This window comes from Rhodanobacter sp. FW510-R10 (genome assembly GCF_058781105.1).
Window position 1 is genome coordinate 366,422 of the sequence record NZ_JBYSWL010000001.1, and the last position, 25,256, is coordinate 391,677.

25 protein-coding genes are annotated in these 25,256 nt (G+C 69.1%); 15 read left to right on the plus strand and 10 right to left on the minus strand.

Annotation, left to right across the window (positions count from 1 at the left end; all coding sequences use genetic code 11):
- Positions 1–92: 92 nt before the first annotated feature.
- Both rpmB and rpmG read left to right on the plus strand, forming a co-directional pair.
- Positions 93–329 (plus strand): 50S ribosomal protein L28, encoded by a 237-nt coding sequence (rpmB, locus tag AC3WJB_RS01410; protein WP_492677971.1) that lies wholly within the window; start codon positions 93–95, stop codon positions 327–329.
- A 9-nt stretch (positions 330–338) separates the two neighbouring features.
- Positions 339–506 (plus strand): 50S ribosomal protein L33, encoded by a 168-nt coding sequence (gene rpmG, locus AC3WJB_RS01415; RefSeq protein WP_492677973.1) that lies wholly within the window; start codon positions 339–341, stop codon positions 504–506.
- A gap of 192 nt (positions 507–698) precedes the next feature.
- On the opposite strand, the gene AC3WJB_RS01420 is transcribed toward rpmG, so the two are convergent.
- From AC3WJB_RS01420 to AC3WJB_RS01450, 7 genes are all read right to left on the minus strand, one after another.
- Complete coding sequence (locus tag AC3WJB_RS01420; RefSeq protein WP_492677975.1) at positions 699–1,586, minus strand: YbaY family lipoprotein; 888 nt, start codon at positions 1,584–1,586, stop codon at positions 699–701.
- 174 nt (positions 1,587–1,760) lie between these two features.
- Positions 1,761–3,053, minus strand: a complete 1,293-nt coding sequence (gene purD / locus AC3WJB_RS01425; RefSeq protein ID WP_492677977.1) for a phosphoribosylamine--glycine ligase — start codon at positions 3,051–3,053, stop codon at positions 1,761–1,763.
- A 115-nt stretch (positions 3,054–3,168) separates the two neighbouring features.
- Positions 3,169–4,518, minus strand: a complete 1,350-nt coding sequence (locus AC3WJB_RS01430) for an AMP-binding protein (protein ID WP_492677979.1) — start codon at positions 4,516–4,518, stop codon at positions 3,169–3,171.
- Positions 4,518–5,090 (minus strand): L-threonylcarbamoyladenylate synthase type 1 TsaC, encoded by a 573-nt coding sequence (tsaC, locus tag AC3WJB_RS01435; RefSeq protein ID WP_492677981.1) that lies wholly within the window; start codon positions 5,088–5,090, stop codon positions 4,518–4,520. Before tsaC ends, AC3WJB_RS01430 begins: the two co-directional genes overlap by 1 nt.
- A complete protein-coding gene (locus AC3WJB_RS01440) occupies positions 5,091–7,685 on the minus strand; it encodes a DNA topoisomerase I (RefSeq protein ID WP_492677983.1) in 2,595 nt (864 codons plus the stop codon).
- A 132-nt stretch (positions 7,686–7,817) separates the two neighbouring features.
- A complete protein-coding gene (gene dprA, locus AC3WJB_RS01445) occupies positions 7,818–9,029 on the minus strand; it encodes a DNA-processing protein DprA (RefSeq protein ID WP_492677985.1) in 1,212 nt (403 codons plus the stop codon).
- Positions 9,030–9,118: 89 nt separating this feature from the next.
- Positions 9,119–10,258 (minus strand): LysM peptidoglycan-binding domain-containing protein, encoded by a 1,140-nt coding sequence (locus AC3WJB_RS01450; protein WP_492677987.1) that lies wholly within the window; start codon positions 10,256–10,258, stop codon positions 9,119–9,121.
- Positions 10,259–10,448: 190 nt separating this feature from the next.
- Here AC3WJB_RS01450 and def point away from each other — a divergent pair, with 190 nt between their 5' ends.
- From def to AC3WJB_RS01495, 9 genes are all read left to right on the plus strand, one after another.
- A complete protein-coding gene (def, locus tag AC3WJB_RS01455; RefSeq protein WP_492677989.1) occupies positions 10,449–10,958 on the plus strand; it encodes a peptide deformylase in 510 nt (169 codons plus the stop codon).
- Positions 10,955–11,911: a methionyl-tRNA formyltransferase gene (fmt, locus tag AC3WJB_RS01460; protein ID WP_492677991.1), complete on the plus strand. Its 957-nt coding sequence runs from the start codon at positions 10,955–10,957 to the stop codon at positions 11,909–11,911. Before def ends, fmt begins: the two co-directional genes overlap by 4 nt.
- The gene (gene rsmB / locus AC3WJB_RS01465) at positions 11,908–13,233 is read left to right on the plus strand and encodes a 16S rRNA (cytosine(967)-C(5))-methyltransferase RsmB (RefSeq protein WP_492677993.1); all 1,326 of its coding nucleotides are present in this window, start codon (positions 11,908–11,910) and stop codon (positions 13,231–13,233) included. The genes fmt and rsmB overlap by 4 nt, the downstream gene beginning before the upstream one ends.
- 182 nt (positions 13,234–13,415) lie before the next feature.
- Positions 13,416–13,628: a hypothetical protein gene (locus tag AC3WJB_RS01470; RefSeq protein WP_492677995.1), complete on the plus strand. Its 213-nt coding sequence runs from the start codon at positions 13,416–13,418 to the stop codon at positions 13,626–13,628.
- A 41-nt stretch (positions 13,629–13,669) separates the two neighbouring features.
- Positions 13,670–14,146 (plus strand): tRNA (cytidine(34)-2'-O)-methyltransferase, encoded by a 477-nt coding sequence (locus AC3WJB_RS01475; protein WP_492677997.1) that lies wholly within the window; start codon positions 13,670–13,672, stop codon positions 14,144–14,146.
- Complete coding sequence (locus AC3WJB_RS01480; protein ID WP_492677999.1) at positions 14,143–14,790, plus strand: ubiquinone biosynthesis accessory factor UbiJ; 648 nt, start codon at positions 14,143–14,145, stop codon at positions 14,788–14,790. The genes AC3WJB_RS01475 and AC3WJB_RS01480 overlap by 4 nt, the downstream gene beginning before the upstream one ends.
- Positions 14,787–16,433, plus strand: coding sequence for a ubiquinone biosynthesis regulatory protein kinase UbiB (gene ubiB, locus AC3WJB_RS01485; RefSeq protein ID WP_492678001.1), 1,647 nt, complete (start codon positions 14,787–14,789; stop codon positions 16,431–16,433). Before AC3WJB_RS01480 ends, ubiB begins: the two co-directional genes overlap by 4 nt.
- A gap of 70 nt (positions 16,434–16,503) precedes the next feature.
- A complete protein-coding gene (gene arfB, locus AC3WJB_RS01490) occupies positions 16,504–16,926 on the plus strand; it encodes an alternative ribosome rescue aminoacyl-tRNA hydrolase ArfB (protein ID WP_492678003.1) in 423 nt (140 codons plus the stop codon).
- Positions 16,923–17,516: a 1-acyl-sn-glycerol-3-phosphate acyltransferase gene (locus AC3WJB_RS01495; protein WP_492678005.1), complete on the plus strand. Its 594-nt coding sequence runs from the start codon at positions 16,923–16,925 to the stop codon at positions 17,514–17,516. Before arfB ends, AC3WJB_RS01495 begins: the two co-directional genes overlap by 4 nt.
- Positions 17,517–17,537: 21 nt before the next feature.
- Here AC3WJB_RS01495 and AC3WJB_RS01500 read toward each other — a convergent pair whose 3' ends face one another.
- The 3 genes from AC3WJB_RS01500 to AC3WJB_RS01510 form a co-directional block, all read right to left on the minus strand.
- On the minus strand, positions 17,538–19,424 hold the full coding sequence (locus AC3WJB_RS01500; protein ID WP_492678007.1) for a cation:proton antiporter: 1,887 nt from the start codon (positions 19,422–19,424) through the stop codon (positions 17,538–17,540).
- 71 nt (positions 19,425–19,495) lie between these two features.
- Positions 19,496–20,989, minus strand: coding sequence for a YifB family Mg chelatase-like AAA ATPase (locus AC3WJB_RS01505; protein ID WP_492678009.1), 1,494 nt, complete (start codon positions 20,987–20,989; stop codon positions 19,496–19,498).
- Positions 20,990–21,110: 121 nt separating this feature from the next.
- Positions 21,111–21,368 (minus strand): accessory factor UbiK family protein, encoded by a 258-nt coding sequence (locus tag AC3WJB_RS01510; RefSeq protein ID WP_492678011.1) that lies wholly within the window; start codon positions 21,366–21,368, stop codon positions 21,111–21,113.
- 185 nt (positions 21,369–21,553) lie between these two features.
- Here AC3WJB_RS01510 and glnK point away from each other — a divergent pair, with 185 nt between their 5' ends.
- The 4 genes from glnK (at position 21,554) to AC3WJB_RS01530 (ending at position 25,139) form a co-directional block, all read left to right on the plus strand.
- Positions 21,554–21,892, plus strand: coding sequence for a P-II family nitrogen regulator (glnK, locus tag AC3WJB_RS01515; RefSeq protein ID WP_492678013.1), 339 nt, complete (start codon positions 21,554–21,556; stop codon positions 21,890–21,892).
- A 187-nt stretch (positions 21,893–22,079) separates the two neighbouring features.
- Entirely contained in the window at positions 22,080–22,310 is a 231-nt protein-coding gene (locus AC3WJB_RS01520) for a hypothetical protein (RefSeq protein ID WP_492678015.1), read from the plus strand.
- A gap of 131 nt (positions 22,311–22,441) precedes the next feature.
- Positions 22,442–22,828, plus strand: coding sequence for a BlaI/MecI/CopY family transcriptional regulator (locus tag AC3WJB_RS01525; protein WP_492678017.1), 387 nt, complete (start codon positions 22,442–22,444; stop codon positions 22,826–22,828).
- Position 22,829: 1 nt separating this feature from the next.
- Complete coding sequence (locus AC3WJB_RS01530; protein WP_492678019.1) at positions 22,830–25,139, plus strand: M56 family metallopeptidase; 2,310 nt, start codon at positions 22,830–22,832, stop codon at positions 25,137–25,139.
- Positions 25,140–25,256: the final 117 nt, after the last annotated feature.

Sequence of the window (25,256 nt, forward strand, 5' to 3'; positions counted from 1 at the left end):
CGACGCTGGGCCGATGTTGCCCTGGCCAACGGGCGACGAACCAGGTTCCATCAGGCTGCGGCCTGCTTGAGCCATTCAACGGAGGCAAAGTCATGGCCCGCGTGTGTCAAGTCACCGGAAAGGGTGTGCAAAGCGGCAACAACGTTTCGCACGCCAACAACCATACCCGTCGGCGCTGGTTGCCAAACCTGCATGAGCGACGCTTCTGGGTGCCCAGCGAGAAGCGCTGGATCAAGCTGCGCGTTTCCAACCATGCGCTGCGCACGATCGACAAGAATGGCATCGAAGCGGTGATCGCCGAGATGCGCGCCCGCGGCAACAAGGTCTGAGGGTAAATCATGGCCAGCAAATCACAAGACAAAATCCGCCTGAACTCCTCGGCCGGCACCGGCCATTTCTACACCACGCGCAAGAACAAGAAGAACACGCCGGAAAAATTCGAGTTCAAGAAATACGATCCGGTGGTACGCAAGCACGTCATCTACAAGGAAGGCAAGATCAAGTGACGTCCTGGCGCGCCCGCGCGTAGCGCGAGCGCCTTTGCCAGGACGTCATCCCTGCGAACGCAGGGATCCAGTGAGGTACTCAAAACCCGCCGCAAGGCGGGTTTTCCTTTGCTGCGCCATATCGGGCCGCACAAAAGAGCCGCCTGCAATCGCAGGCGGCTTTGGAGGCGCGGAAGCGGCCAGCTCTTCCGATTACTTGTTCTTGCCGTTGGTGGCCGCTGACAGGATGGCCACGGCCTGGTCCTTCAGGTCCTGCGCATCCTTGGCACCCAGTTCGGTGATCTTGCCGCCCGCCTCGTGTTGCTTGAGCACCAGCGCGTCGCTCTCGTCCCAACCCGCACGGTCGGTCGAGGTTGCCTTGCCGTCGCGCGAGGCCTTGGTCTCCTGCACCGCAGCCCAGGGCTTGCCATCCTGGTAGGCGTAATAGCTGTCGGTGAAGCTCTTCTCGTTGTAGTCCACGAGCTCACGGATCATCCTGATCTCGCCGGCCTGGCGGAATACCTGCCAGCTGCGCGAATCGGTCTTCTCGAGCTTCGTGCCGTTGGTGATCTTCATTGCACCGATGTCGGCCTTCTCGGTGTTGAACTTGGCCAGCAACAGCTCGCCCGGAGTCTGCTGGGCAACCAGCTCGATCGATACCTTGGCAGGGCTACCATTGGTCAGCACCGGCGCCTGGATCGGCATGGTGTAGTGGCGATCGCCATCCACGAGCTCCGCGCGGACCACGTACAGGTCGGCAGGCTTGATCTGGGCCGGGTCGAACGTCAGTTGGAAGTCCACCGGGAACTGGGTTGCGGGGCTGACGTTCTTGGTGGCAACGGCCTGCCCGGCCGAGGTGGCGCCAGCAGTGACGTCAAGCAGGCTGATCTCCAGCTTGGCCTGGTCGGACAAGCTGGCGGGGTTCTGCAGATTGACGGTGCCCTCGACCTGGCTCGGTATCGGCGCGGTGGAACCGGCCGCCGGCGCCGTGTTGGTACCGGCCGGGGTGGTGGCATCGGGGGATGCCGCTGGCGACTGTCCATTGCAGCCGGCCAATGTCAGCGCCGCGGCCGACAACATCAACAAAACCATCTTGCGCATCGCTGGGCCTCAATCAAACAGGGGACAAAACGGGGGTCTGCTGAATTGGGCATCTCAGCAGCAGTGTCGAAGCAGACGAAGCGGCAAGCATAGCGGAAAATTGCCGCGAGGGAAAAGTCAAGCGCGGCAACACCTTGCCGTACCCGGCCGTATGCCGCTCGCGCCGTCGCCGGCTCAGCGCCGCAGGGCCCTGGCAGCAATGTCACGGCGATACGCCATGTCGGCAAAGTGCAACGAGTCGACCCGTCGATACGCGCGCGCGCGCGCCACCGCCAGGTCCTCGCCCAAGGCACACACCGTGAGCACCCGGCCTCCGGCAGTCCGCACGATTCCGTCCGGATCCACACGGGTGCCGGCGTGGAACACCTTGACCGCGGTCTCTTCCGCGGCATCCAGCCCTTGGATCGGATCACCGGTGCGTGGCCGCTCCGGATAACCGGTGGCAGACAAGACCACGCCCAGCGCCGGACGAGGATCCCAGCTCGCACGGGTGTGGGCCAACTGGCCGTCCAGCGCCGCCTGCACCAACTCCAGCAAATCGCTGTCCAGGCGCAGCAGCAGCGGCTGTGCTTCCGGGTCACCCAGGCGCACGTTGAACTCCACCACCCGCGGCACGCCAAGCGCGTCGATCATCAACCCGGCATAGAGGAAGCCTACGAACGGGGCACCCTCGGTCGCCATGCCGCGGATCGTCGGCCCGATGACCTGGTCGAGGATGCGCCGCTCGACCTCCGCGGTGACCACCGGCGCGGGCGAATAGGCCCCCATGCCGCCCGTGTTCGGTCCCAGGTCGCCCTCGTCGCGGCGCTTGTGGTCCTGGCTGCTGGCCAGCGGCAGCACGTCGCTGCCATCGCTCATGACGATGTAGCTCGCCTCCTCGCCCTCGAGGAATTCCTCGACCACGACCCGCGCCGACGCCGCGCCGTAGCGGTGAGCGCCAAGCATGTCGTGCAGCGCAAGCTCGGCGTCAGCCAGGGTGAGGGCGACCACCACGCCCTTGCCAGCCGCCAGGCCGTCAGCCTTGATCACGATGGGTGCGGAGCTGTGCTGTGCCTGCCGGCGCACGTGGGCAAGCGCCGGCTCGAGTTCGTCGAACACCGCGTAGCTGGCGGTCGGGATGTTGTGGCGCAGGAGGAAGTCCTTGGCAAAGGCCTTGGAGCTTTCCAGCCGCGCCGCCTTTGCGCTGGGTCCGAAGACGCGCAGGCCGGCGGCCTGGAAGCGGTCCACCAGGCCGGCGGCCAGCGGCAGCTCGGGCCCGACGATGGTGAGCCCCACCTGCTCGGCACGCGCCAGGGCCAACAACCCGTCGAGGTCATCGATCGCCACATCCGCGTTGCGCACGCCGGGTTCGACCGCCGTGCCGGCATTGCCAGGCGCGACAATCACGCCGCTCACCTTCGGCGATTGCATCAGCTTCCAGGCCAAGGCGTGCTCGCGCGCACCGTGGCCGACAACCAGCACCTGCATGGGCATGACCTCAGCCGCGTCGAGGGGGCGCAAATGGACATTGTAGCGTCCCGCCTGGCAACGACCCAGCGCAGGTGGCTTGCGGCGGAGCCGGCTTGGAAACCGCCGCCGTTGCTCAGGGGCTGCGCGCGTGCAGCGCGGCCAGCAAGGCAGCACGCGGCAGCTTGCCGGTCTCGTTGCGCGGCAAGGCTGCCACCACCCGCAGTGGGCGCGGCAGGAATACCGGATCGAGCGCCTGGCGCAAGGTTGCGATGATGCTCGACTCGGTCAGGCCCGGCGCGACGGCGAGCGCGGCAATACGCTGCACGCCGAGCGCGTCGTGGGTATCCAACTGGAACACCACCGCATCGCGCACTCCGGGCACGGCCAGCAGGCGCTGGGTGAGGTCGCCCAGGGAGGCGCGCTTGCCGGCAATCTCCAGCAGGTCGGCATGCCGCCCGTGCAGCCGGAAACGCGCGCCGTCGGCCGATACGACCATGAGATCGGCGAGCTGCACGCCATGGGCGAGTTGCGGCGCGTGCACCACGGTGCCGTCCGCCTGCGGCTCCAGCCGCACGCCTGGATACAGTTGCCACTCGGCGTTGACGGTGGCACGACGGCTGGCGAACACGCAGGTCTCGGTGGACCCGAACACCTCGCGCAGCGGCGCCGCGTAGCGGTCTTCTGCCGCCCGCGCCAGGTCCAGCGGCAGCGGTGCCGTGGCCGACAACAGCAAGGCCAGCGGCGGCAGCTCTACTCCGGAAGCGACCAGCGCGCGCAAATGCACTGGCGTGCTCACCAGGATCCGCGGCGCCGGCAGCTGTGCCAGCGCCTGCGCGACGTCGGCGGGGAAGAACGGCCTGCCGGCGTGCACGGCGTAGCCGCCCAGCAAAGGCAGCAGCACCGAGGTTTCCACTCCGTACATGTGCTGGGGTGGCACCGTGGCAAGGATGGCCGGCACGCCTTCGACCGCGGCGTGCAGCATGGCGAGATTACCCGCGGTGCTGGCGTGGAAGCTGGCCCAGGTCTTTGGCGTCGGTTGCGGACTGCCGGTCGAGCCCGAGGTATAGGCAATTGCCACCACTTGCCCAGCCGGCAGCTGCGGATACGCCGCGCCATCTGCCGCAGGCGATGGCGTGGACACCAAGGCAGGCAGACGCCAATAGTCGGGCAAGGATGGCGGCGGCTCCTCTTCGCCGAGCGCATAGGCGCCGGTATGCATGGCCAGTACTTCCGCGACCGCGCGTGGTGCACGCGACGGTGGCAACAAGGTGACCTGGCCGCGCAGCATGGCGGCGCAAAACGCCACCATGAAGACGTAGCGGTCCGCACACAGGTTGACCGCCGCCGGCCGGGCCGGAAGCGCCGCCACCACCTGCCGCACGTGGCCGAGGAACTCGCGGACGCCAAGCGCGCGGCCATCGCGCCATGCCAACACACGTCCCGGATCACCGCCGCCCAGCAGCGGAAGCCGCACAGGCAGCATCAGGCGCGCACCGTGGCACCCGACAGCGCGTCGCGGATCGTGGTCGGCCGCGCCTGGCCGCCCAGCGGACCATCCAGCAGCCCGTCCAGCGCGTCGCCGAAATACCTGGCCACCGTGGCGGCGTCGCGGGCCGGCGGCGCATCGTGGGGATTGGCGCTGGTGGACACCAGCGGCGCGCCAAAGGCCCGGCACAGTGCCGCGGCCGGCGCATGCGCCGTGACCCGCAAGGCGATGCCGGCGTGCGTGCCGCAAATCCACGGTGGCACCTGGGCAGCGCGGGGGAAGATCCAGGTGTGCGGGCCAGGCCAGCTCTGCCGCACCTCGTGCATGACTGCCGACGGCACCGCCGCCATGTCGATGTACGGCTCGATCTGGGCGAAATCGGCGGCAATCAGCAGCACGCCCTGGGTTGCCGGTCGCTGCTTGAGCGCGAACAAACGGGTGAATGCGACCTCGTCGTGCGGGTCGCAGCCCAGGCCGAACACGGCCTCGGTGGGATAGGCCAGCACGCCGCCACTACGCAGCAAGGCCGCGGCTGCAGCCACGTGTTCCACCGAAAAGCGCTGCAGCATTCAGGCGCTCCTGGTACCCGCGGTCTTGTCCGCCGCCGGCTTGCGCGTGGCAGTTTCCTTGGCCTTGGCCGCGGCCGTGGTGCGCGCCGCCGGCTTCTTTGCGGCGGCCTTCTTCGTCGCGGCCTTCTTCGTCGCAGCTTTCTTGGGGGTGGCCGCCTTGGTGGCCGCCCTGGGTGTCGTCTTGGCTGCGTCGCCAGCCGCGGCACCAGCCGTGGTTTTCTTCGTCGCCGTCCTGGCGCCCCCCTTCTTCGTGCCGCGCGACCTGCGCACCGGCGCGGCCGCCAGCAACTCCAGGCATTGGGCATGGGTCAGCAGCTTCGGCTCCTGATCCTTCGGGATGCGCGCGTTCTTCTCGCCGTCGGTGATGTAGGCGCCGTAGCGCCCATTCAAAACCTGGACGCCGTCACCGAAATCCTGGATCAGGCGGTTGGCCAGCAGTTCCAGCTTCTCGGCCACGATCTGCAGGGCGCGCGGCAACTCGATCGTGTAAGGGTCGTCCTCGGGCTTGAGCGAGGCGTAGGTGCTGCCCTGCTTCACGAATGGGCCGAAGCGACCCACGCCCACACTGACCGGGTCGCCATTTGGCGCCTGGCCGAGCTGGCGCGGCAGCTTGAACAGTTCCAGCGCCTCGGCCAGATTGATCGAATGCATGCTCTGCCCTGGACGCAGGCTGGCAAATTTCGGCTTTTCCTCGTCATCCTTGGTGCCGAGCGCGACGTAGGGTCCGTAGCGGCCGAGGCGCACCGACACCGGCTTGCCGGTCTTGGGATCGGCGCCGAGTTGGCGCGCGCCGGTGGCCTCGTTGCGGTCCACCGACTCGGTCTTCTCTTCCACCAGGCGCTTGAACGGGCTCCAGAAGCGTTCCATGAGCGGGCGCCAGGCGGTTTCGCCGCGGCTGACTGCATCCAACTCATCCTCGAGCCTGGCGGTGAAGTCGTAATCGACGTAGCGGGTGAAATGCTGGGTGAGGAAGCGGCTGACGGCACGGCCGACGTCGCTGGGCTTGAAGCGGCGGCTGTCGAGGAACACGTACTCCCGGTTCTGCAGCACCTGGATGATGCTGGCATAGGTCGATGGCCGGCCGATGCCATATTCCTCCAGCGCCTTGACCAGGCTCGCCTCGGAATAGCGCGGCGGCGGCTCGGTGAAATGCTGCTCGGCCAGGATATCGCGCAACGCCACCTGCTCGCCGACCGCCAGGCGAGGCAGGCGCCGTCCCTCGTCATCATCGTCGGCGGCCTTCTGGTCACGACCTTCCTCGTACACGGCAAGGAAACCCGGATCGACCACCGTGGTGCCGGTGGCGCGGAACGCGGCGTCGCCGCCCGCGGCGGCCGCCTCCCCCGGCACCGGATAGCCGTCCACGTCGTGCAGGGCAAATTCCACCGACACGGTGTTCAGCGTGGCGTGGATCATCTGGCAGGCGACCGCACGCTTCCATATCAGCTCGTACAGCCGGCGCTGGTCATCGTTGAGCGCCGCGGCGATCGACTGCGGCGTGCGCAGGGCCGAGGTCGGGCGCACGGCCTCGTGCGCTTCCTGCGCATTCTTGGATTTGGTCTTGTAGACCTGCGGCTGTTCCGGCAAGGCCTTGGCGCCAAAGTCACGCGCAATCAAGCTGCGAATCTCGGCCACTGCGTCTACGCCCAGCATGGTCGAATCGGTACGCATGTAAGTGATCAGGCCGACGTTGCCCTCGGCGCCGAGCGCCACGCCCTCGTACAGGCTCTGCGCCACCTTCATCGTGCGGCTGGTGGTGAAGCCGAGCTTGCGCGCGGCCTCCTGCTGCAGCGTGGAGGTGGTGAACGGCGCCGCCGGCCGGCGCTTGCGCTCCTTGGAGGAAACGTCGCTCACGGTCAGCCGGCCCTGCGCCGCCCGCTGCAGGGCCTGGCGGGCGGCCTGGGCGGCCGCCTCGCTGGTCAGGTCGAACTGCTCGAACTTGCGGCCGTTGAGCTTGCTCAGGCGCGCATTGAAGTCGCCTTCGGCGTGGCCCAATGCAGCCTCGATCGTCCAATATTCGCGCTTCTGGAAGGCCTCGATCTCTTCCTCGCGCTCGACGATCATGCGCAGCGCCGGCGACTGCACGCGGCCCGCCGACAGGCCACGCTGCACCTTGCGCCACAGCACCGGAGAAAGATTGAAGCCGACCAGGAAATCCAGCGCCCGGCGCGCCTGCTGCGCATCCACCAGGTCCAATGACAAACCGCGCGGGTGGGCCACCGCGGCCTGGATCGCCTTCGGCGTGATCTCGGAAAACACCACGCGGTAAACGTGTTTGCCCTCGAGCAGGCCGCGCTGCCGCAGGATCTCGTTGACGTGCCAGCTGATCGCCTCGCCCTCACGATCCAAGTCGGTCGCCAGGTAGATGGTGTCAGCTGCCTTGGCCGCCTTGGCAATCGCATCGACGTGCTTGGCGTTGCGCTCGATAAGCTCGTAGGCCATGGCAAAGTCATGCTCGGTGTCAACGGCGCCTTCCTTGGGCCGCAGATCACGCACGTGGCCGTACGAGGCCAGGACCTGGAAGTCGCTGCCAAGATATTTGTTGATGGTCTTGGCCTTCGCCGGCGACTCGACGACAAGCAGGTTTTTTGCCATGAAACGGGGTTTCCGTGAAACAAATCTGACGGCACCTTAGCAGCGCCGGGCTTATATAGTTGAAACCATGCACCACCGGTGCTGTCAAGCTGGCCCCTCGCTGCCGCCCCGGAAACTCTCCACCCGCGCGGATCAATCGGGAGTCCGCACCGCCTGGCGCCGGTAGCGGTCGCCAGCCAAGCGCTCCACCTGGGCCGAGAGTTCCAGCAGCAGCAACTGGGCGCCCAGGGCAGCCGGCGACCAGCCGGTACGCCGCGCCAATTCGTCCACGCCCACCGGATCGTGGCCAATGTGGCGCAGGAGTGCAGCCTGGGTTGGGTCGGCCGCCGCGGACGCGGCAGTCTCCGCAGGCCCGTCACCGGGCCCGTGGTCGACAGCGCCAATGGCGCCATCGGGTACTCCAGGCTCGGGGGGTGGATCGCCGGTGCCGGACGCCAGCAGCCGCTCAGTCAGCTCGGCGCCGAGCATGCGCGCGGCCGGCGCCAACAGCTCGACGAGCTCCGCGACCTCCTCCACGAGACGCGCGCCGTCGCGGATCAGGCGATGACAGCCACGGGCCAGTGCATGGTCGATGGACCCGGGCAAGGCAAACACTTCCCGGCCCTGCTCGGCCGCCAGGCGGGCGGTGATCAGTGAGCCTGAGCGCATTCCGGCCTCCACCACCAGGGCGCCCAGGGCGAGACCGGCTATCAGCCGGTTGCGCCGCGGAAAATGGTCGGCGCGCGCCGGCGTGCCTGGGGGAAACTCGCTGACCAGCGCGCCCTGCCGCGCAATGGCCCGGGCCAGGGCCTCATGCTTGTGCGGATACACGAGATCGGGGCCGGTGCCCATGACCGCCACAGTGGTGCCGCCACTGGCCAGCGCCGCGCCGTGCGCCGCCGCGTCGACGCCATCGGCGAGCCCACTGGTGATGGTGAACCCGCCGCGTACCAGGCCACGGGCGAAACGCTCGGCGTGGACCAGGCCGCCGGCGCTGGCCGCCCGCGCACCAACCACGGCAACCTGGGGATAGAGCAACACACCGGCTTCGCCGCTGACGAACAGCGCGGCCGGTGGCTGCGGGATGTGTTCGAGCTGTGGCGGGAAATCCACGTCGGTGCAGCGCAGCAGGCGATGGCCCGGAGCCGACAACCAGGCCTGGTCCGAGATCAGGCGCGCCTCATCCGGATGCCGCAGCCAGGCACCGGCGGCTGCACCCAGTTCCGTTCGATGCCGCCATAACTGCGCAGGCACGAGACGCACGTCCTGGCCAGCGCGCTCGAGCCACCAGCGCAACCCGCCCGGCCCCAGCCCCGGCGTGCGCAAGGCGACCAGCCAGGCCCGCAACTCGTCGTTTTCAACCATGCCGGCAGTGTAGGCAGCACGCGACAGCAGGGCGGCGCGGCATTGGCCGCGCCGCCCTGTAGGCCAGCTACCTCATGGCCTGTTGTTGCTTATTCGGGCATCCGCAGCTTGGCGCCGATATTCACCGGGCGCAGACCGTCCATCACCAGCCCGTAGCTCACCCGCTCGAAGGTGCGGAACACCATCACATGGCCGACGTATTCGTCCGGCAAGGTGACCTTGGGGCCGACGCCGCGGTCCCAGCTGCTGCTGGCGACGTCGTCGTGGATCGTCTCACCCGGTTCATCCATGGTGAACGTGGTGCCGTTGTCGATCCCGTCCTTGCTGCCCACCGAGAGCACCACCACCTGCCGCGAGCCCACTGCATGCAGCGCATCGTTGAGGCCGATCACCCGGGCCGTGGCCGGCACCGACTTTGGCGGATGCGGCAGATAGTACGGATCGTACGCCGTATCGTCGATTGGCATGACGCGGTCGCCGCTGCGGATTTCGCGCGTCGAGTCCAGCAGCAGCAACGTGGCCGGATCACCCGTGCGCAAGGTTTCCGCGGTGCCGATCACGCTGACCTCCACGCCCATATCCTTGCCCCGTTCCCAATGGCCATCGTGGCGCGTGTCCTCATCCCACGGCGCATCGACCATGGCCGCGTTGGCATCGAGCGGATTGGCGGCCAGCGGCGACTCGGGTGGCTTGGACACGTCACGCGGGAAGGCGCGGAACAAGTGGGTCGGGCGCACGATGGCCCAACGTTGTCCCGGTTCGCCATGCAGTCCGCGCACGTACAGGTTCTGGCCAACCGCACCGCGCAGGCGTGCCTCTTCCAGCCCGACCACGTATGGCGCAGAGCTGACCGCGCTCCCGTCCATCACCCGCAAATCGCGGAGGAACATGCGCAGGTCGGCCAGGGGAATCGCGGTCACCGCCGAATCCTCGCGATGCACGGCCGGTCGCAGGGTCAGCGCCGGCACGTCGCCATTGCCGCCGATGAACGACAGGTTGAGCACGTCACCGGGATAGATCAGATGCGGGTTGTGCACCTGCGGATTGGCCTGCCAGATCTCCGGCCACAGCCAGGGCTTGGCCAGGAATTTCGCGGAGATGTCCCACAAGGTGTCGCCACGGCGCACCGTGTAGCTGTCGGGGTGGCCACTGCGCAACGGCGCGCCTGCCGCGTAGACCACGGCGGTAGCCAGGACGCCGGCCAGCAGCATCAGAATTTTCTTGCTCATGTGGCAGGAATCCCCCCTTCCCCAGACGCCCGATCGAGTGTAACTGAACCGTTAACCCGCGCAACTGCCATGCGGCCGGCAGCGTCGCGGCGCCAGTGGCCATAAAGCCGTGAGACAATATGGATTGTAAGGTGCGGCAGGGCTTGGTTTTCGCCCACTTGCCCGCAGTTTCGGCAGGAGAGGTGAGACCTTGAGCATGTTGTCCATCCTGGAGTTCCCCGATCCCCGCCTGCGCCTGCATGCTGCCCCGGTGCAGGTCTTCGACGCGCAGCTCAAGAAGCTCGGCGCCGACATGCTGGAAACTATGTATGCCGCCAACGGCGTCGGCCTGGCCGCGATCCAGGTCAACGTGCAGCAGCGCGTCCTGGTGGCGGACATGAGCGATGAGCGCAACCAGCCGCTGGTGCTGGTCAATGCCGAGGTCGTGGAGCGGCACGGCTCGCAGGTGTACCAGGAGGGTTGCCTGTCCTTCCCCGGCATCTATGCCGACGTGACGCGCGCCCTGGGCGTCACCGTCACTGCCCAGGACCTCGACGGCAAACCCTTGCGGTTCGAGCTCGAGGGTCCGCTGGCGGTGTGCATCCAGCACGAGATCGACCATCTCGACGGCAAGATGTTCGTCGACTATCTGTCGTCGCTGAAACGCGCCATGTTGCTCAAGCGCCTGGACAAGCAACGCCGGCAGGCGGCAAGTGCTTGAGCGCGGCGCGCAGCGCTGAGCCGCGTCTGCGGCTGGTCTTCGCCGGTACCCCCGAGTTTGCCTTGCCCAGCCTCGCAGTGTGCGTGGCAAGTGGCGCCGACGTGGTCGCCGTGTATACCCAGCCCGACCGCCCGGCGGGGCGCGGCCGCAAGCTCAGCCCCAGCCCGGTCAAGCAGGCAGCCTTCGCAGCCGGCATTCCCGTGGAACAACCTGTTTCGCTGAAAGCCGTCGGCGCACAGGCGACGCTGGCCGCGCTGCGGCCGGACCTGCTGGTGGTGGTGGCCTATGGCCTGATCCTTCCGCCCGCCGTGCTGGAGTTGCCCGCGCATGGCTGCTGGAACGTGCATGCGAGCCTGCTGCCGCGTTGGCGCGGCGCGGCGCCGATCCAGCGCGCCATCCTGGCCGGCGATGAAGCCACTGGTGTGTCCCTCATGCAGATGGATGCCGGACTGGATACCGGAGCGGTGCTGCTGGAACGCAGCACGCCGATCCATGCCGACGATACGGGCGGCAGCCTGCACGACCGTCTGGCCGGGCTGGGTGCGCAAGTGCTGGCCGAGGCCCTGGCTGCACTGCTTGCCGGCAAGCTGCCCACGGCCCGCGCCCAGGCGGGCGCGGGCATCAGCTACGCCCATAAGCTGGAAAAATCCGAGGCCGAGCTCGACTGGCAACAAGCGGCGGTGACCTTGGAGCGCCAGGTGCGCGCCTTCGATCCCTGGCCGGTCGCCAGCACGCGCATTGCCGGCGAGCCGGTGCGGGTGTGGGCAGCCCAGGCGCTTGAGCGGTCGCATACAACGACCCCCGGCAGCGTGCTGGCGGCCGGTAGCGAGGGCATCGACCTGGCCTGCGGCAACGGCGTCCTGCGTATTACCGCCCTGCAGCGTCCCGGTGGCCGGCGCCTCAGTGCCGCCGACTACCTCAACGGGCGACCCGAATTGCGCCAGCTCGCATGAAGCCTGACGCGCGGGCCGTCGCGGCCACGGCGCTGGCCGAGGTGGCCTGGCATGGCGCCTCCCTGCGCGATGCGCTCGCCCGGCATGCAGGCAAGCTGGCGGATCCGCGCGACCGGGCGCTGTTGACCGCCCTGGTGCACCACGGCGCGCGCTGGTGGTTGCGCTATGACGCTGCCCTCGATGGCTTGCTGGCGCAGCCGCTGCGCCACAAGGAGCCAGCCGTCCACGCCTTGCTGGTGTTGGGCCTGGTGCAACTGGAGGTGATGCAACTGAGCGCCTATGCCGCCGTGGCCGCAAGCGTCGAGGCCGCGCGCGCGCTCGGGCGCCCGCAGTTTGCCGGCCTGGTGAATGCCGTGCTGCGGCGCTGGCAGCGCGAGCGCACCGACCGCAACGCCATGCTCGATGCGCAGCCGCGCACGCGCCATGCGCACCCAGCCTGGCTAGCCGCCGCCCTCGAACACGACTGGCCAGGCCAGGCCGAAACCATCATGGCCGCGAACAACGACGAGCCACCTTTGACCCTGCGCGCGAATCGGCGCCACGCCCCACGCGAGGAGCTGCAGACGCGGCTGGCCGCAGCCGGCGTCGACGCCACGACCCACCCCTGGCTGGCGGACGCCCTGGTGTTGCCGCACAGTGTCGACGTCACCCGCCTGCCCGGCTTTGCCGATGGCGCCTTCGCTGTACAGGACGGTGCGGCGCAAGTGGCGGCCGACCTGCTTGCCGCCGCCGACGGCATGCGCGTGCTGGATGCCTGTGCGGCACCAGGCGGCAAGGCCTGCCACGTCCTGGAGCGCGCACAGGTCGAGCTGACCGCGCTGGAATGGGACCCCGAGCGCGCCCAGCGCGTGCGTGAGAACCTGGCGCGGCTGGGGCTGGAAGCGCGCTTGCTTATCGGCGACGCCGGCGAGCCGCACGACTGGTGGGACGGCAGGCCCTTCGAGCGCATCCTGGTCGACGCGCCATGCTCGGCCACCGGCGTGCTGCGGCGGCGGCCGGACGTACGCCTGCATCGGCGCGCCAGCGACCTCAAGGCCCTGGGCACGCAACAGCTTCGCATCGTCACCGCGCTGTGGCCCCTGCTCGCCCCAGGTGGCGTACTGGTCTATGCCACCTGCTCGGTGCTGCGCGAGGAGAACCAGGCCATCGTCGAGACCCTGCTGCGCGGGCAGCCTGACGCCCACGCGCGCAGCTTCACGCTTCCGGCCGGACAGCGCGCCGGACCGGGCTGGCAGATCCTGCCCGGCGACGACGGGCTGGATGGCATGTATTACGCGGTGCTGGAAAAGCTCCCGGCGGCCGCTGGCTCGCCGGCCGGCTGAGCTCACCCAGCGCACGCGGAACAACCGTCCGCGAGCGTACGGACGCGATGTCCGCGGACGCTCGCGGTTGCCGGCGCTTGCACCCCCAGGCGCATCACAGCGCCATTTCCGCGTGCCGCAAGGTTTGGCATGGTGCTTGCGATACCTGGTCTGCGGATCCCCGCAACGATCAGGAGAACACCATGAAATTCGAAGCATTGATGTTGCGCGTGTTATATGCCGGCAGCCTGCTGGTCTGCGTAGTGGCGTTTGGCGACATGTTGCTGGCCGGAGCGCCGCGCATGCCGGCCGGCTCGGCGCCTACGGGTACCGTTCTGGCCAGCTCCACGCAGTGCACGGCCCCAGTTCGTGTGTTGCCGGGCCAGCTCGCCGTCGCCCAGCAGGATCGAGGCTGAGCGTCGGGCACCCACCGTCTTGCGCACGGCATAATGGGGCGATGCTCCATGTGATCTTGGTCCAACCAGAGATTCCAGCCAACACCGGCAACGTGATCCGCCTGTGCGCGAACACCGGCGCCGATTTGCACCTGGTGCGCCCACTGGGCTTTTCGATGGACGATGCACGCCTGCGCCGGGCCGGGCTGGACTACCGCGAATACGCCAGCGTGGCCGTGCATAACGACCTTGCCGCCTGCCTTGCCACGCTGGGTGCGCCACGCCTTCTCGCCTTCAGCGCACGCGGCCGCGTGCGCTACAGCGGGGTGCGCTTCCACGCCGGCGACGCCTTGCTGTTTGGCGGCGAGAGCGCGGGTCTGCCCGACGAGGTACTGGCAGCAGTCCCGGCCGCCGCCCGCCTGCGCCTGCCGATGCGCCCGGACAGCCGCAGCCTGAATTTGTCCAACAGCGTGGCCATCGCGGTCTACGAAGCCTGGCGCCAACTCGGCTTTGACGGCGCGGTTACAATCCCGGCATGAGTGCCGAAGCCAACGCCTGGTTGCCGCAGCCGCTGCGCAAGCTGGTCGGGCGTACCCTGCAGGGCGCGTTCGCGCATGCGCTGGCGCTCGACCCGGATGCGCAGCGCGAGCTGCACGCGCTGGATGGCCAGAGTGTGCAGTTGTACCTGCGCGGGCCGGAGCTCGCCTTCACCGTCACCGTCGCCAGTGGCCAATTGCGAATGGGTCCGCCACAGGCCGATGACAAGCTGCGCATCAGCACCACGCCCGGCGCCCTGCTCAGCCTGGCGTTCAAGCACGAGGGCGAGTCGATTGCGCCGGGCAAGGTTGAGCTTGCCGGCGACGCCGGCCTGGCCCGTCAGCTGGAAAAGCTCCTGCGCGACTTTGCGCCCGACGTCGAGGAAGCTTCCACACGGCTCTTTGGCGACGTGCTCGGCGTCCCCGTGGCACGGGCCGCGGGCGCCACGTTGCGGCATGTGCGCGAGAGCGCAGCACACTTGCGCGAGGACAGCGCCGACTGGCTGCGCGACGAGGCCCGCCTGGTCATGGGCCCCGGCGAACTGGAAGACTTCCTGGACGGCGTTGACGCCCTGCGCGAGGGCAGCGAACGGCTGCAGGCGCGGGTGGCGCGGCTGGCCGCGCGCGCGCGCGGAACCTCGGCATGACCCCATTTGCGACCGTCCCGCGCCTGTTGCGGGTGGCCTCCGTGCTGCTGGCGTACCGCCTCGACGAGCTGGTCGACGCGGCCCACCTGTATCGGCCGCTCAAGCTGCTGCGGCCCTTGCTCGCGCGCCGGCGCCAGGACGTGGCTGGCTTGCCGCGCGGTGCGCGACTGCGCCTCGCCCTGGTCGAACTGGGGCCGATCTTCGTCAAGGCCGGCCAGGTGCTCTCCACCCGGCGCGACCTGGTCCCGACCGACATTGCCGACGAGCTCTCCTTGCTGCAGGACCAGGTGCCGCCCTTCCCCGGCAGTGAGGCGCGCGCCATCGTCGAGCGCGAGCTGCACAAACCCGTGGACCAGCTGTACGCGCAATTCGAGGACGCCGCGCTGGCCTCGGCCTCGATTGCCCAGGTGCACGCGGCCAGGCTGCACGACGGCCGCGAGGTGGTGGTCAAGGTTTTGCGCCCGCATATCGAGGGGCAGATCGCCGGTGACGTGCGCCTGCTGCGCACCCTGGGTGAGCTGGTGCAGCGCTGGCACTCGCACGCCGACAAGATCCGCCCGCTCGATGTCGTGGCCGAAGTCGAGAAGATGCTGGAAAACGAACTCGACCTGCAACGCGAAGGCGCGAACGCCAGCCTGCTCAAGCGCAACTTTGCCAGCGGCGAGGATCTGTACGTGCCGGCCGTGCACTGGGAGTTCACGACCTCCCGGGTCCTGACCCTGGAGCGCGTGCACGGGGTGAGCTGCGACGACATTGCCGCGATCGACGCCGCCGGCATCGAGCGCAAGGCGCTGGCCGTCAAGGGCGTGAGGATCTTCTACGAACAGGTGTTCCGCGACAATTTCTTCCACGCCGACGCCCACCCCGGCAACATCTGGGTGGACACGACGCGCACCGCGGAGCCGCGCTTCATCGCGCTGGACTTCGGCATCATGGGCTCGCTGCCGGAGGCCGACCAATATTGGCTGGCGCAGAATTTCGTGGCCTTGTTCGAGCGCGACTACGCGCGCATCGCGCGGCTGCACGTGGCCGCCGGCTGGATGCCGGCCAGCGTGCGCCTGGACGAACTGGAAGCCGCGATCCGCACGGTCTGCGAGCCGTACTTCACCCGGCCGCTGGCGCAGATCTCGCTGGCCGAACTGGTGATCAAGTTGTTCCAGACCGCCCGCCGCTTCGAGCTGACGATCCAGCCGCAGCTGATCCTGCTGCAGAAGACCCTGCTCAACATCGAGGGCGTGGGCCGCTTCCTCGACCCGGACATCGACATCTGGGCGGTCGCCGAGCCCGTGCTCAAGCGCATCCTGCGCAAGCGCAACAGTCCGCTGCGGGCGCTGCGCGACATGCGCAGGCGCCTCCCCGAGTGGCTGCACCACGCCCCGGAGCTGCCCGAACTGGTGCGCGACGCGCTGCGCCAGGCGGCCAGCGGTCGGTCGGCGGAGGCGGGCGATGCACGAGCGCTCGCGCAGCTGCGCGACGACGCCGCCCGCCAGCGCCGGCTGCTGCTGTACAGTGTCGGCGGGGCGTCGTTGCTACTTTGTGCGACCCTGCTGTGGTCCCTGGATCCCTGGGCGGGCCCCTGGCCACCGGCGCTGGCCGGGACCGCGGCCGTCCTGGCCTTCATCGCCGGCTGGCGTCAGCGCTGAGCCGGCCGCGCTGGGGCCGACGTCCGCGACCGCTCCACATGCCAGGCAGCGCAAAACCCGAGCAGACGGCATGTTGATCGTCACCGCCAACCTCAGTCTTCCCGAGAGCGAGCTGATCGAGCGATTCCTGCGCGCCGACGGCCCCGGCGGCCAGCACGTCAACCGCACGGAGAGCGCGGTCGAGCTGCGCTTCGACGTCGGCCGCTCCGCCGCGTTGCCCGGGGATGTGCGCGAGCGCCTGCTGGCGCGGCGTGACCGCCGGCTCACCGACGCCGGCGTGCTGGTGATCCAGGGGCGCCGCTTCCGCGACCAGGCGCGCAACCGCGAGGACGTGCGCGAGCGCCTGGCCGTCATCATCCGCAACGTTCTGGTGCCGCCCAAGCCGCGCCGGCCGACCCAGCCCACGCGCGCCTCCAGGGAGCGCCGCCTGCAGGACAAGCAGCGCCGCGGTGCGCTCAAGCAGAGCCGCACGCGCCGGCCCGAACACGAATGAGGCGGGTGCCAAAACCCAGCGAGCTGCCGCCGCGCATGCCCCGGCTGCGCGATACGCCGCACCGCGCGCTGTGCCGGCTGATCCTGCGCGTCGCCGGCTGGAAGCTCGATGGCGAATTTCCCGACCTGCCCCGGCTGGTGTTGATTGCCGCACCCCACTCCTCGTGGTGGGACGGCGTCTGGGGCCTGCTGATGAAGGTCGCGATCGGCGCCGACATCCGCTTCATGGCCAAGCAGGAGCTGTTCCGGCCCCCGCTAGCAGGCTTGCTGCGGCAGCTCGGCGGCATCGCGGTCGACCGCGGTGCGACCACCGGCGTCGTCGGGCAGCTGCTCGCGCAGTTCGAGCGGCAGCCGTACCTGTGGCTCGGCATCGCCCCCGAGGGCACACGCAAGCCGGTGCAGCGCTGGAAGTCCGGTTTCTGGCGCATTGCCCACGGCGCGGGGGTGCCGGTGCTGCCGGTCGCCTTCGACTATCCAAGCAAGTCCATCATCATCGGTACACCCATGCCCACCGGCCCGGACCTGGACGCCGACCTCGCGCGCTTGCGCGCGTTCTACGCACCGTTCCGCGGCAAACACCGCACCGTCTGAAACCACCCACGCACCTGGGGCTCAGGCTGCCGTGGATGCCGACGGCGGCGCTTGGCCGGGATCGGGCCGGCGCGAGTCCGCCGTTCCAGTCGTGTCCACCCCGGCCGCATCCGCCTCGGCGGCGTCCACCTGCGGCGATACCAGCACCAGCACGGTCCAGCCGGGCCTTGGCTGCAGGTCGAGCTTGGAGGTGGCGACGTGCAGCCTGCCCTTCTCGTCGACGCCGAACAGCAGGACCGAGGTGACGCCGTACTGCGCGAGGAATTGCGGCCAGTCGAAGCTGCCGCTCAGCCTGGTCGACTTGACGCGCCAGCCTTCATCCAGCATGTGCGCGAAGCGCGCATGGGTCATGTCCTCGTCGAACAGCGGCGGTGCCAGGACGCTGCCCGGCAGGGCCGCGCGCTCGGTGTTTTCCTGCGGGGTCAGGTGGCGCAGGCGGTAGACGTTGCGACGGCCAAACTCCTGGCGATAGCGCACGCTGGCCAGCGTGTTGCGTTCGCGATGGGTGGACATGGCCAGGAAGCAGCCGAGGCCGGACAGGTCGAGATAGCGTTCCGCATACGGCGACGCGGGGTTGCCGAAGAACGTGTTCATGCCCTGCATGCGCGCCACGCGGATCCCGTCCCAGTCGTCGTCCGCCAGGGTGACGCGGAAACCCGCCGCGAGCAGGGCACCGGCAATCGTGCGGGCAACCTCGTCGGAGCCATACACCAGTACGCCGTTGGGCTCGGGCTCGGCCACCTGCAGCCAGCGGGCCAGCGGGCGGGCGGTCGTGCTCTGCAGCACCACGGTGCCGATGATGAGGATGAACACCAGCGGCACCAGCGCTTCGGCGCCGGCCACCCCCAGCTCGTCCAGGCGCAGCGCAAACAAGGCCGACACCGAGGCGGCCACGATGCCACGCGGGGCGACCCAGCCGATCAGCGCGCGCTCGCGCCAGGACAAGGCGCTGCCCCAGGTCGCCAGTGCCACCGCCAACGGCCGCACCACGAATTGCGCAATCAGGAACACGCCCACGCCCGCCGCCAGCATGCCGCCAGGCAAGGGCCAATGGAGGCGTGCGGCGAGCAGGACGAAGAGCACGGACACCAGCACCGTCGTCAGGTTTTCCTTGAAGTCGAGGATGTCGTCGATGTGAATGTCGCGCACGTTGCCCAGCGCGATGCCCATGATGGTCACCGCCAACAGCCCGGATTCGTGGGTCAGCGTGTTGGAAATGCTGAAAGCCAGCAGCACCGCCGAAAGCACGGCGAAGTTCTGCAGAAACTCGGGGATCAGCTGCCGGCGCAGCAGCACCGCCATGAGCCAGGCGGCAAGTGCGCCAATGACCACGCCGCTGGCCACCGTGGCCGAAAACACGGTCAGCGTGTGCCCCTCCTGGTGCGACACGATGGCCTCGAAAATCAAGACCGCAAACAAGGCCCCGAGGGGATCGATGACGATGCCTTCCCAACGCAGTGTGTTGGCGATGCGCGCATTCGGCCGCAGCGTGCGCAGCATCGGGATCACCACGGTGGGCCCGGTGACGCAGGCCAGGGCGCCAAACAGGAAGGCGATGGCCCAGTCCACGCCGGCAACCAGGCGTGCCGCCAGCGCCAGCATCAGCAGCGTGGCAATGGCCCCGTAGCTGACCAGTCCGCGCACCGCGCGACCGATGCCTGGCAGCTCATGGAGGCGCAGGGTCAGGCTGCCCTCGAACAGGATCAGGGCGACTGCCAGCGACACCATCGGGAACAGCAGCTTGCCCAGCATGCGGTCCGGTTCCAGCACGCCAAGCATGGGGCCAAGCACCAGGCCCGCCAGCAGGAGGAACACGATCGCCGGCAACTTCAGTTTCCAGGCCAGCCACTGCGCCAGGAAGCCGACCATCAACACGCCGGCCAGCGTCAAGCCAAGATCGAGAACCATCACGTTTCCGGAAAAAACCAAGACGCTATCGGAACACGGCAGCGCCGCGACGTCCACCCGCGGCCGGGAGCTCAGCCGCTGCGGTATTGCAGCGCCTCGGCCAGGTGCTCGCGCGCCAGCGCCGGAGTGCCGCCATCCAGATCGGCAATGCTGCGCGCCACGCGCAGCACGCGATGGTAGGCGCGCACCGACAAGCCCAACTTTTCCAGCGCGCTGCCGAACCAGTACCGTTCGGCGCTGGGCAGGGCGCAGGCGCGCTCCAGCTCACGCACGTCAAGCTGCGCATTCGTGCACCCGGCGCGCGACCAGCCCCGGGCCCGCGCCGCCAGCACGCGCGCGCGCACGCTGGCGGAATCCTCGCCTGCAGGCGGCTGCTTCGCATTCAGCTCGGCCAGGGGCATCTGCGGCACCTGCACGCACAGGTCGATGCGGTCCAGCAGCGGCCCCGACACCCGGCTGCGGTAGCGCTGGATCTGGTCGGGCGTGCAATGGCAACGCGGCCCACCGGCATAACCGCACGGGCACGGATTCATTGCCGCCACCAACTGGAACCGCGCCGGAAAGGTCGACTGCCGCGCCGCCCGCGAAATCGCGATATGTCCCGATTCCATCGGCTCGCGCAGGACCTCCAGGACCTGCCGGCTGAATTCCGGCAGCTCGTCGAGAAACAGCACGCCGTTGTGCGCCAGGGAAATTTCTCCCGGCCGCGGCACCGAACCGCCACCCACCAGGGCCACGCCGGAGGCAGTGTGGTGCGGGGCGCGGAACGGCCGCCGGCCCCACTGCGCGAGGCAGTTCCCGGCCTGCCCGGCCACCGACAGCACGGCGCAGGTCTCCAGGGCCTCGGCCTCGGTCAGCGGCGGCAGGATGCCGGGCAGGCGTTCGGCCAGCATGGTCTTGCCTGTGCCCGGCGGTCCGACCAGCAACAGATGGTGGCCGCCGACTGCCGCAATCTCCAAGGCACGCCGCGCCTGCAGTTGGCCGCGCACGTCACGCAGGTCCGGTCCGGCGCAGGCCGGGGCAGCGGCGATGCGGTCCGGCGATGCCAGGTCATCTGCGCCATGCAACCAGGCGCAGACCTGGGCCAGCGAGTCGGCGACGCGGACGTCCATGTCGCCCACCAGCGCCGCCTCGGCGGCGTTGGCGCGCGGCACGACCATGCCACGGCCCAGCGCGCGGGCGCGCAGCAAGGCCGGCAACACCCCGGACACCGGCCGCAGCGCACCGGTGAGCGCCAGCTCGCCAAGGAATTCGCAGGTATCCAGCTTTTGCCGTGGCACCTGGCCGCTCGCGGCAAGGATGCCAAGGGCAATCGGCAGGTCGAAGCGGCCACCCTCCTTCGGCAGCTCGGCCGGGGCCAGGTTCACCGTGATCCGGCGATTGGGGTATTCGAACGCGGCGCTCTGCACCGCCACCCGCACCCGGTCCCGCGCTTCGCGCACCGCCGCTTCCGGCAAGCCGACGATGTTTGTCGCCGGCAAGCCACCCGCCAGGTTGACCTCCACCACCACCTGTGGCGCTGCGATGCCGACCGAGGCGCGGCTGAGAGCGACTGCCAGGCTCACCCCTCACCCCCTTGCGCGCCAAATGTCTGGCGAGTCCGGCACGCAAGACCGGCCGTCCAGAAGTCCCGCGCCATGTCCGTGGTGGCCTCCATTGGCCGCGCCCGTCGGGCGGGCCGGCCAATCAGGGGTCGTGGGCGGCGATCACGGCTTCCAGTTCGCCGACGGTGCGCTCCAGCGCTTCGAGCTTGGCCCGCGTCTGCGCCAATACCTGGGTCTGCACGTCGAATTCCTCGCGCGTCACCAGGTCCAGGCGGCGCAGGCCCTGCGCCAGCACGTCGCGCATGTTGGCCTGTACGTCCTGCTGCGCCCGCGCCAAGCCCTCCGGCACCAGCGCGGCGAGCCGCGCGGCCAGGCTGTCGATGTCCTGCTTGTCGATCATGCTGCTTACCCGTCCTCGCAATACCCACAGTGTAGACAGTCGCCGGGTGATGGCGCCATCGGGATGCCGCGGCAAAGGCGGTAAGGATTGCCCTACCACGGCGCGGCAGGCGACAGCGGCGGCAGCCGCGGGCAAAATACACGGTGTCGACGCGGCATGACGGCGCCACCTTGCAAGGAAAATCCATGAAACTGGTCCTAGCCATCATCAAGCCATTCAAGCTGGACGACGTGCGCGAAGCGCTTGCCGAGGTCGGCGTACAGGGCATCACGGTGACGGAAGTCAAGGGCTTCGGCCGCCAGAAAGGTCATGCCGAGCTCTATCGCGGGGCCGAATACGTGGTCGATTTCCTGCCCAAGATCAAGCTCGAGATCGCCGTGGTCGACGACCAGCTGGAGCGCGTGATCGAAGCCATCCAGCAATCGGCGCGCACCGGCAAGATCGGTGACGGCAAGATCTTCGTCAGCCAGCTGGATCAGGTCATCCGCATCCGCACCGGCGAACTGGACCACGACGCGTTGTAGCCGCCCCACGGTACTTCTTCGCCTTCGATCGACCGCGCCGACGGTCGCATCGACTGCGCCAGTGGGCCCGGTCGGGTCGCCGGGGAATCTGCGGCAGGACGTTCGATACAAGCATGACCGTATGGCGCCGCCGTCACGTTGTGCGGTGCACGCTGTGCGCACCGCGCAAGCTTCCGGGGCGATACCCATGCAGCGCTACGCAAACCGCTCTGGCGATTCTGGCGTCGCCGCCTACGAATGCCGGCCGGGCGAGATACGCCTGCGCTTCGTCGACCGCGCCACCGTCTACGTCTACACCCGCAGCCACCCGGGCATGGCCGACGTGCGCGAGATGCAGCGCCTGGCTACGGCGGGGCGCGGCCTGGCCACCTACGTCAACCAACACGTACGCGACGATTACGAGTATGCGATTGAATAGCCTTCCCGCCGGCCTACAGCATTGGTGGCGAGACAGATGAAGACAGCCGAGGCAACACGGCGGAATGTGCTTGACTACACGTGTCGCCAGGCGTAGCGTAGCGACACGTGTAGTCATGCGGAGTCGCGCCCATGTCCCGTTCCACTATCGGCGACCAGGAACTCGCCCTGCTGCGCCACCTCGGCAAACACCAGCCCGCCAGCGCGGGTGAGGTCGCGGCCAGCTTCGGCGAGGTGCACGGCTTGGCCCGCTCCACCGTGCTCACCATGATGGAGCGGCTGCGCGCCAAGGGTTATCTCAAGCGCCGCCAGGCGCAGGGCGTGTACCGCTACAGCACCACCACCGGCCCCGGCGAGGCAACGCGCAACGCGGTGGGCCAGTTCGTGGAAAAGACCCTGAGTGGCTCGGTGTCGCCGTTCGTGGCTTGGATGGCCGAACGCGGCGAGGTTAGCGACGCCGAGTTGTCCGAGTTGCAGGCCCTGGTGGCCCAACTCGAAACCACGCGTCGGGAGAGCTGACATGGGCCTGCTCGAACACATCTCCGCCGAACTGCTGACGCGCTTGGCCTGGACCTCGCTGCAGGCCGCGCTACTGATCGCCGCCATCGCCCTGCTGCTGCGCGCCCTGCCGCGCCTGCCCGCCGCCGCGCGCTGCGCGCTGTGGTGGCTGGTGGGCCTGCAGGTGCTGCTGGGCCTGACCTGGCAGGCGCCCATCGCCCTGCCTTTGCTGGCGTCGCCGGTGGTCGTGGCCGCATCGCCTGTCGCCGCCACCGGGGCGGGCACGCCGATGACTGTCGCGACGCGAGAGGCCGCGCCAGCACCGATGACCGCTGCCTTGTCGACCGGCATGTCCAAACCTGCCGCCGCGCCGCCAGCGAGCGCTCCCGGCTGGATGTCCGCGCATTGGCGCGTGCTGCTGCTTGCGCTGTGGCTATCCCTGCTGCTGGCGCAGTTGCCGGCATTGCTCCTGCAACATCGCCGCACGCGCCGCCTGCGCCGCGACGCGATGCCGCTGGACGATGCCGCGCTGCAGGCGCAATGCGGCCGGCAGGCGCGCGCCCTCGGCCTGCGTCGTTGCCCGCCGCTGCTCGCCTCGCCCGCCGTCGTCTCGCCCCAGGTATGCGGGCTGCGCCGTCCCGCCATCCTGTGGCCGGCTGCGTTGCCGCTCGCCCCCGAGGCCGCCTCGCTGGCGTTGGCCCACGAACTCGCCCACCTCAAACGCGACGACCTGCTGCTGGGCTGGGTTCCCGCGCTGGCGGCGCGACTGTTCTTCTTCCACCCGCTGCTGCGCTGGGCGATGCACGAGTATGCGCTGCACCGCGAGGCGGCTTGCGATGCGCTGGCGCTCGCACAGCAGCGCGCCACGCCGCACGACTATGGTTGCCTGCTGCTGGAACTGGGCGTGGCCCGCCCGTTGCACGCGGGCCTTGGCAGCGCGCCTCCCACCTTCCACAACCTCAAGCGGCGGCTGCTGATGCTGCAACAGGCCGCCGATGCCATGCCGATCACGCGCGGCTGGCCGTTCGTCGCACTTGTCGCGCTGATCGGCGTATTGCCGTACCGCGTGACGGCCGGCGCCGCACAGCAGTCGCCGGGCACCGCGACCGGCACCTATCTGCCGGCCGCGCCGCCGGCACCTCCCGCGCCACCACCGGTGCCGGCCGCGCCTACCGTCGCATCGCCGCCACTGCCCAGCGCACCCCCATCGCCCGCGGCCCCGCCCGCACCACCGACGCCACCCATTGCCCTCGCCGGGTTCAGTGGCCGCCACGTGAGCATCAGCACGCACGACGACGACGGTTACGCCTTCGCGTTGCTCGATGGCGACGCCGTCACCATCAACGGTACCGACGGCGACCTCGCTGCCATCCGACGCCTGCGCAAGCCGGGCGAGCCCCTGCTGTGGTTCCGCCGCGGCGACAAGTCCTGGCTGATCCACGATGCCGCCACGATCCAGCGCGCCAAGGCCGCCTACGCGCCCATCACCGCGCTGGGCAAGCAGCAGGGCGAACTGGGCAAGCAGCAAGGCGCGCTGGGCAAGCAGCAAGGCGCGCTGGGCAAACAACAAGGCCAGTTGGGTGCGCAACAAGGACGCCTCGGCGCCCAGCAAGGCAAGCTCGGCGCGCGCGAGGCCGCGCTGGCCGCACGGCAGGCGGCGCTAGCCGGCCATAGGGCCGTGCTGGACAGCGGCAACGACGCGGCCCAGGCGACGGTCGATGCGCGCAAGGCGCTGCAGGCCGAAACCGCCAAGCTGGACGTCGAGCGCCAGACCCTGCACGATCAGCAGGCCGCCTTCGGCAAACAGCAAAGAGCGCTGGGTTCGCAGCAGGAAGCGCTGGGCCGCAAGCAGGAAGCGCTCGGCAAGCAGCAAGCGGCGCTCGGCGAACGACAGCGTGCGGCTGCGGCACAAGCCGAGCAGCAGGTCGACAAGCTGCTGGAGGAGGCGCTGGCCAAGGGCATCGCGCAGCCGGTTTCGATGACCGCACCTATGCGCACGGCCGCGTCGGTGACCGCCTACTGGCGCGGCGCCGGCAAGCTGGAAGGCGAACAGAGGCAACTGCAGGGCCCGCTCGAAGGCCTGCAGGACCGGCTGCGCAGCGTCGAGGCCCAGCGTCAGGAACTGAAGGCGAGTCCGCAGGCAGCGGCTGCCGCGCAGCGCATGGCCAGCCTCGACGCCCAGCGGCGGCGCGATATCGATACGCGCATGGCTGCACTGCGCAGGCAACTGGCGGCGCTGCAGCCGCGGCTCGACGCCAGTGTGCAACGCCAGCGCGCCGTGTTCGACGAGGCCATGGCCAAGGGTCTTGCCGAGGACGTCAGTCACCGCTGAGCCACACCCGGCGCGCAGTGCAGCACACCGCGCGTCGCCGGGCCGTCCCGCATGCATGCACCGCCTGCTTCACGCAGGCGGCAAGGAGCGCTGCGCCATCGCGCCCCGATCCACCCG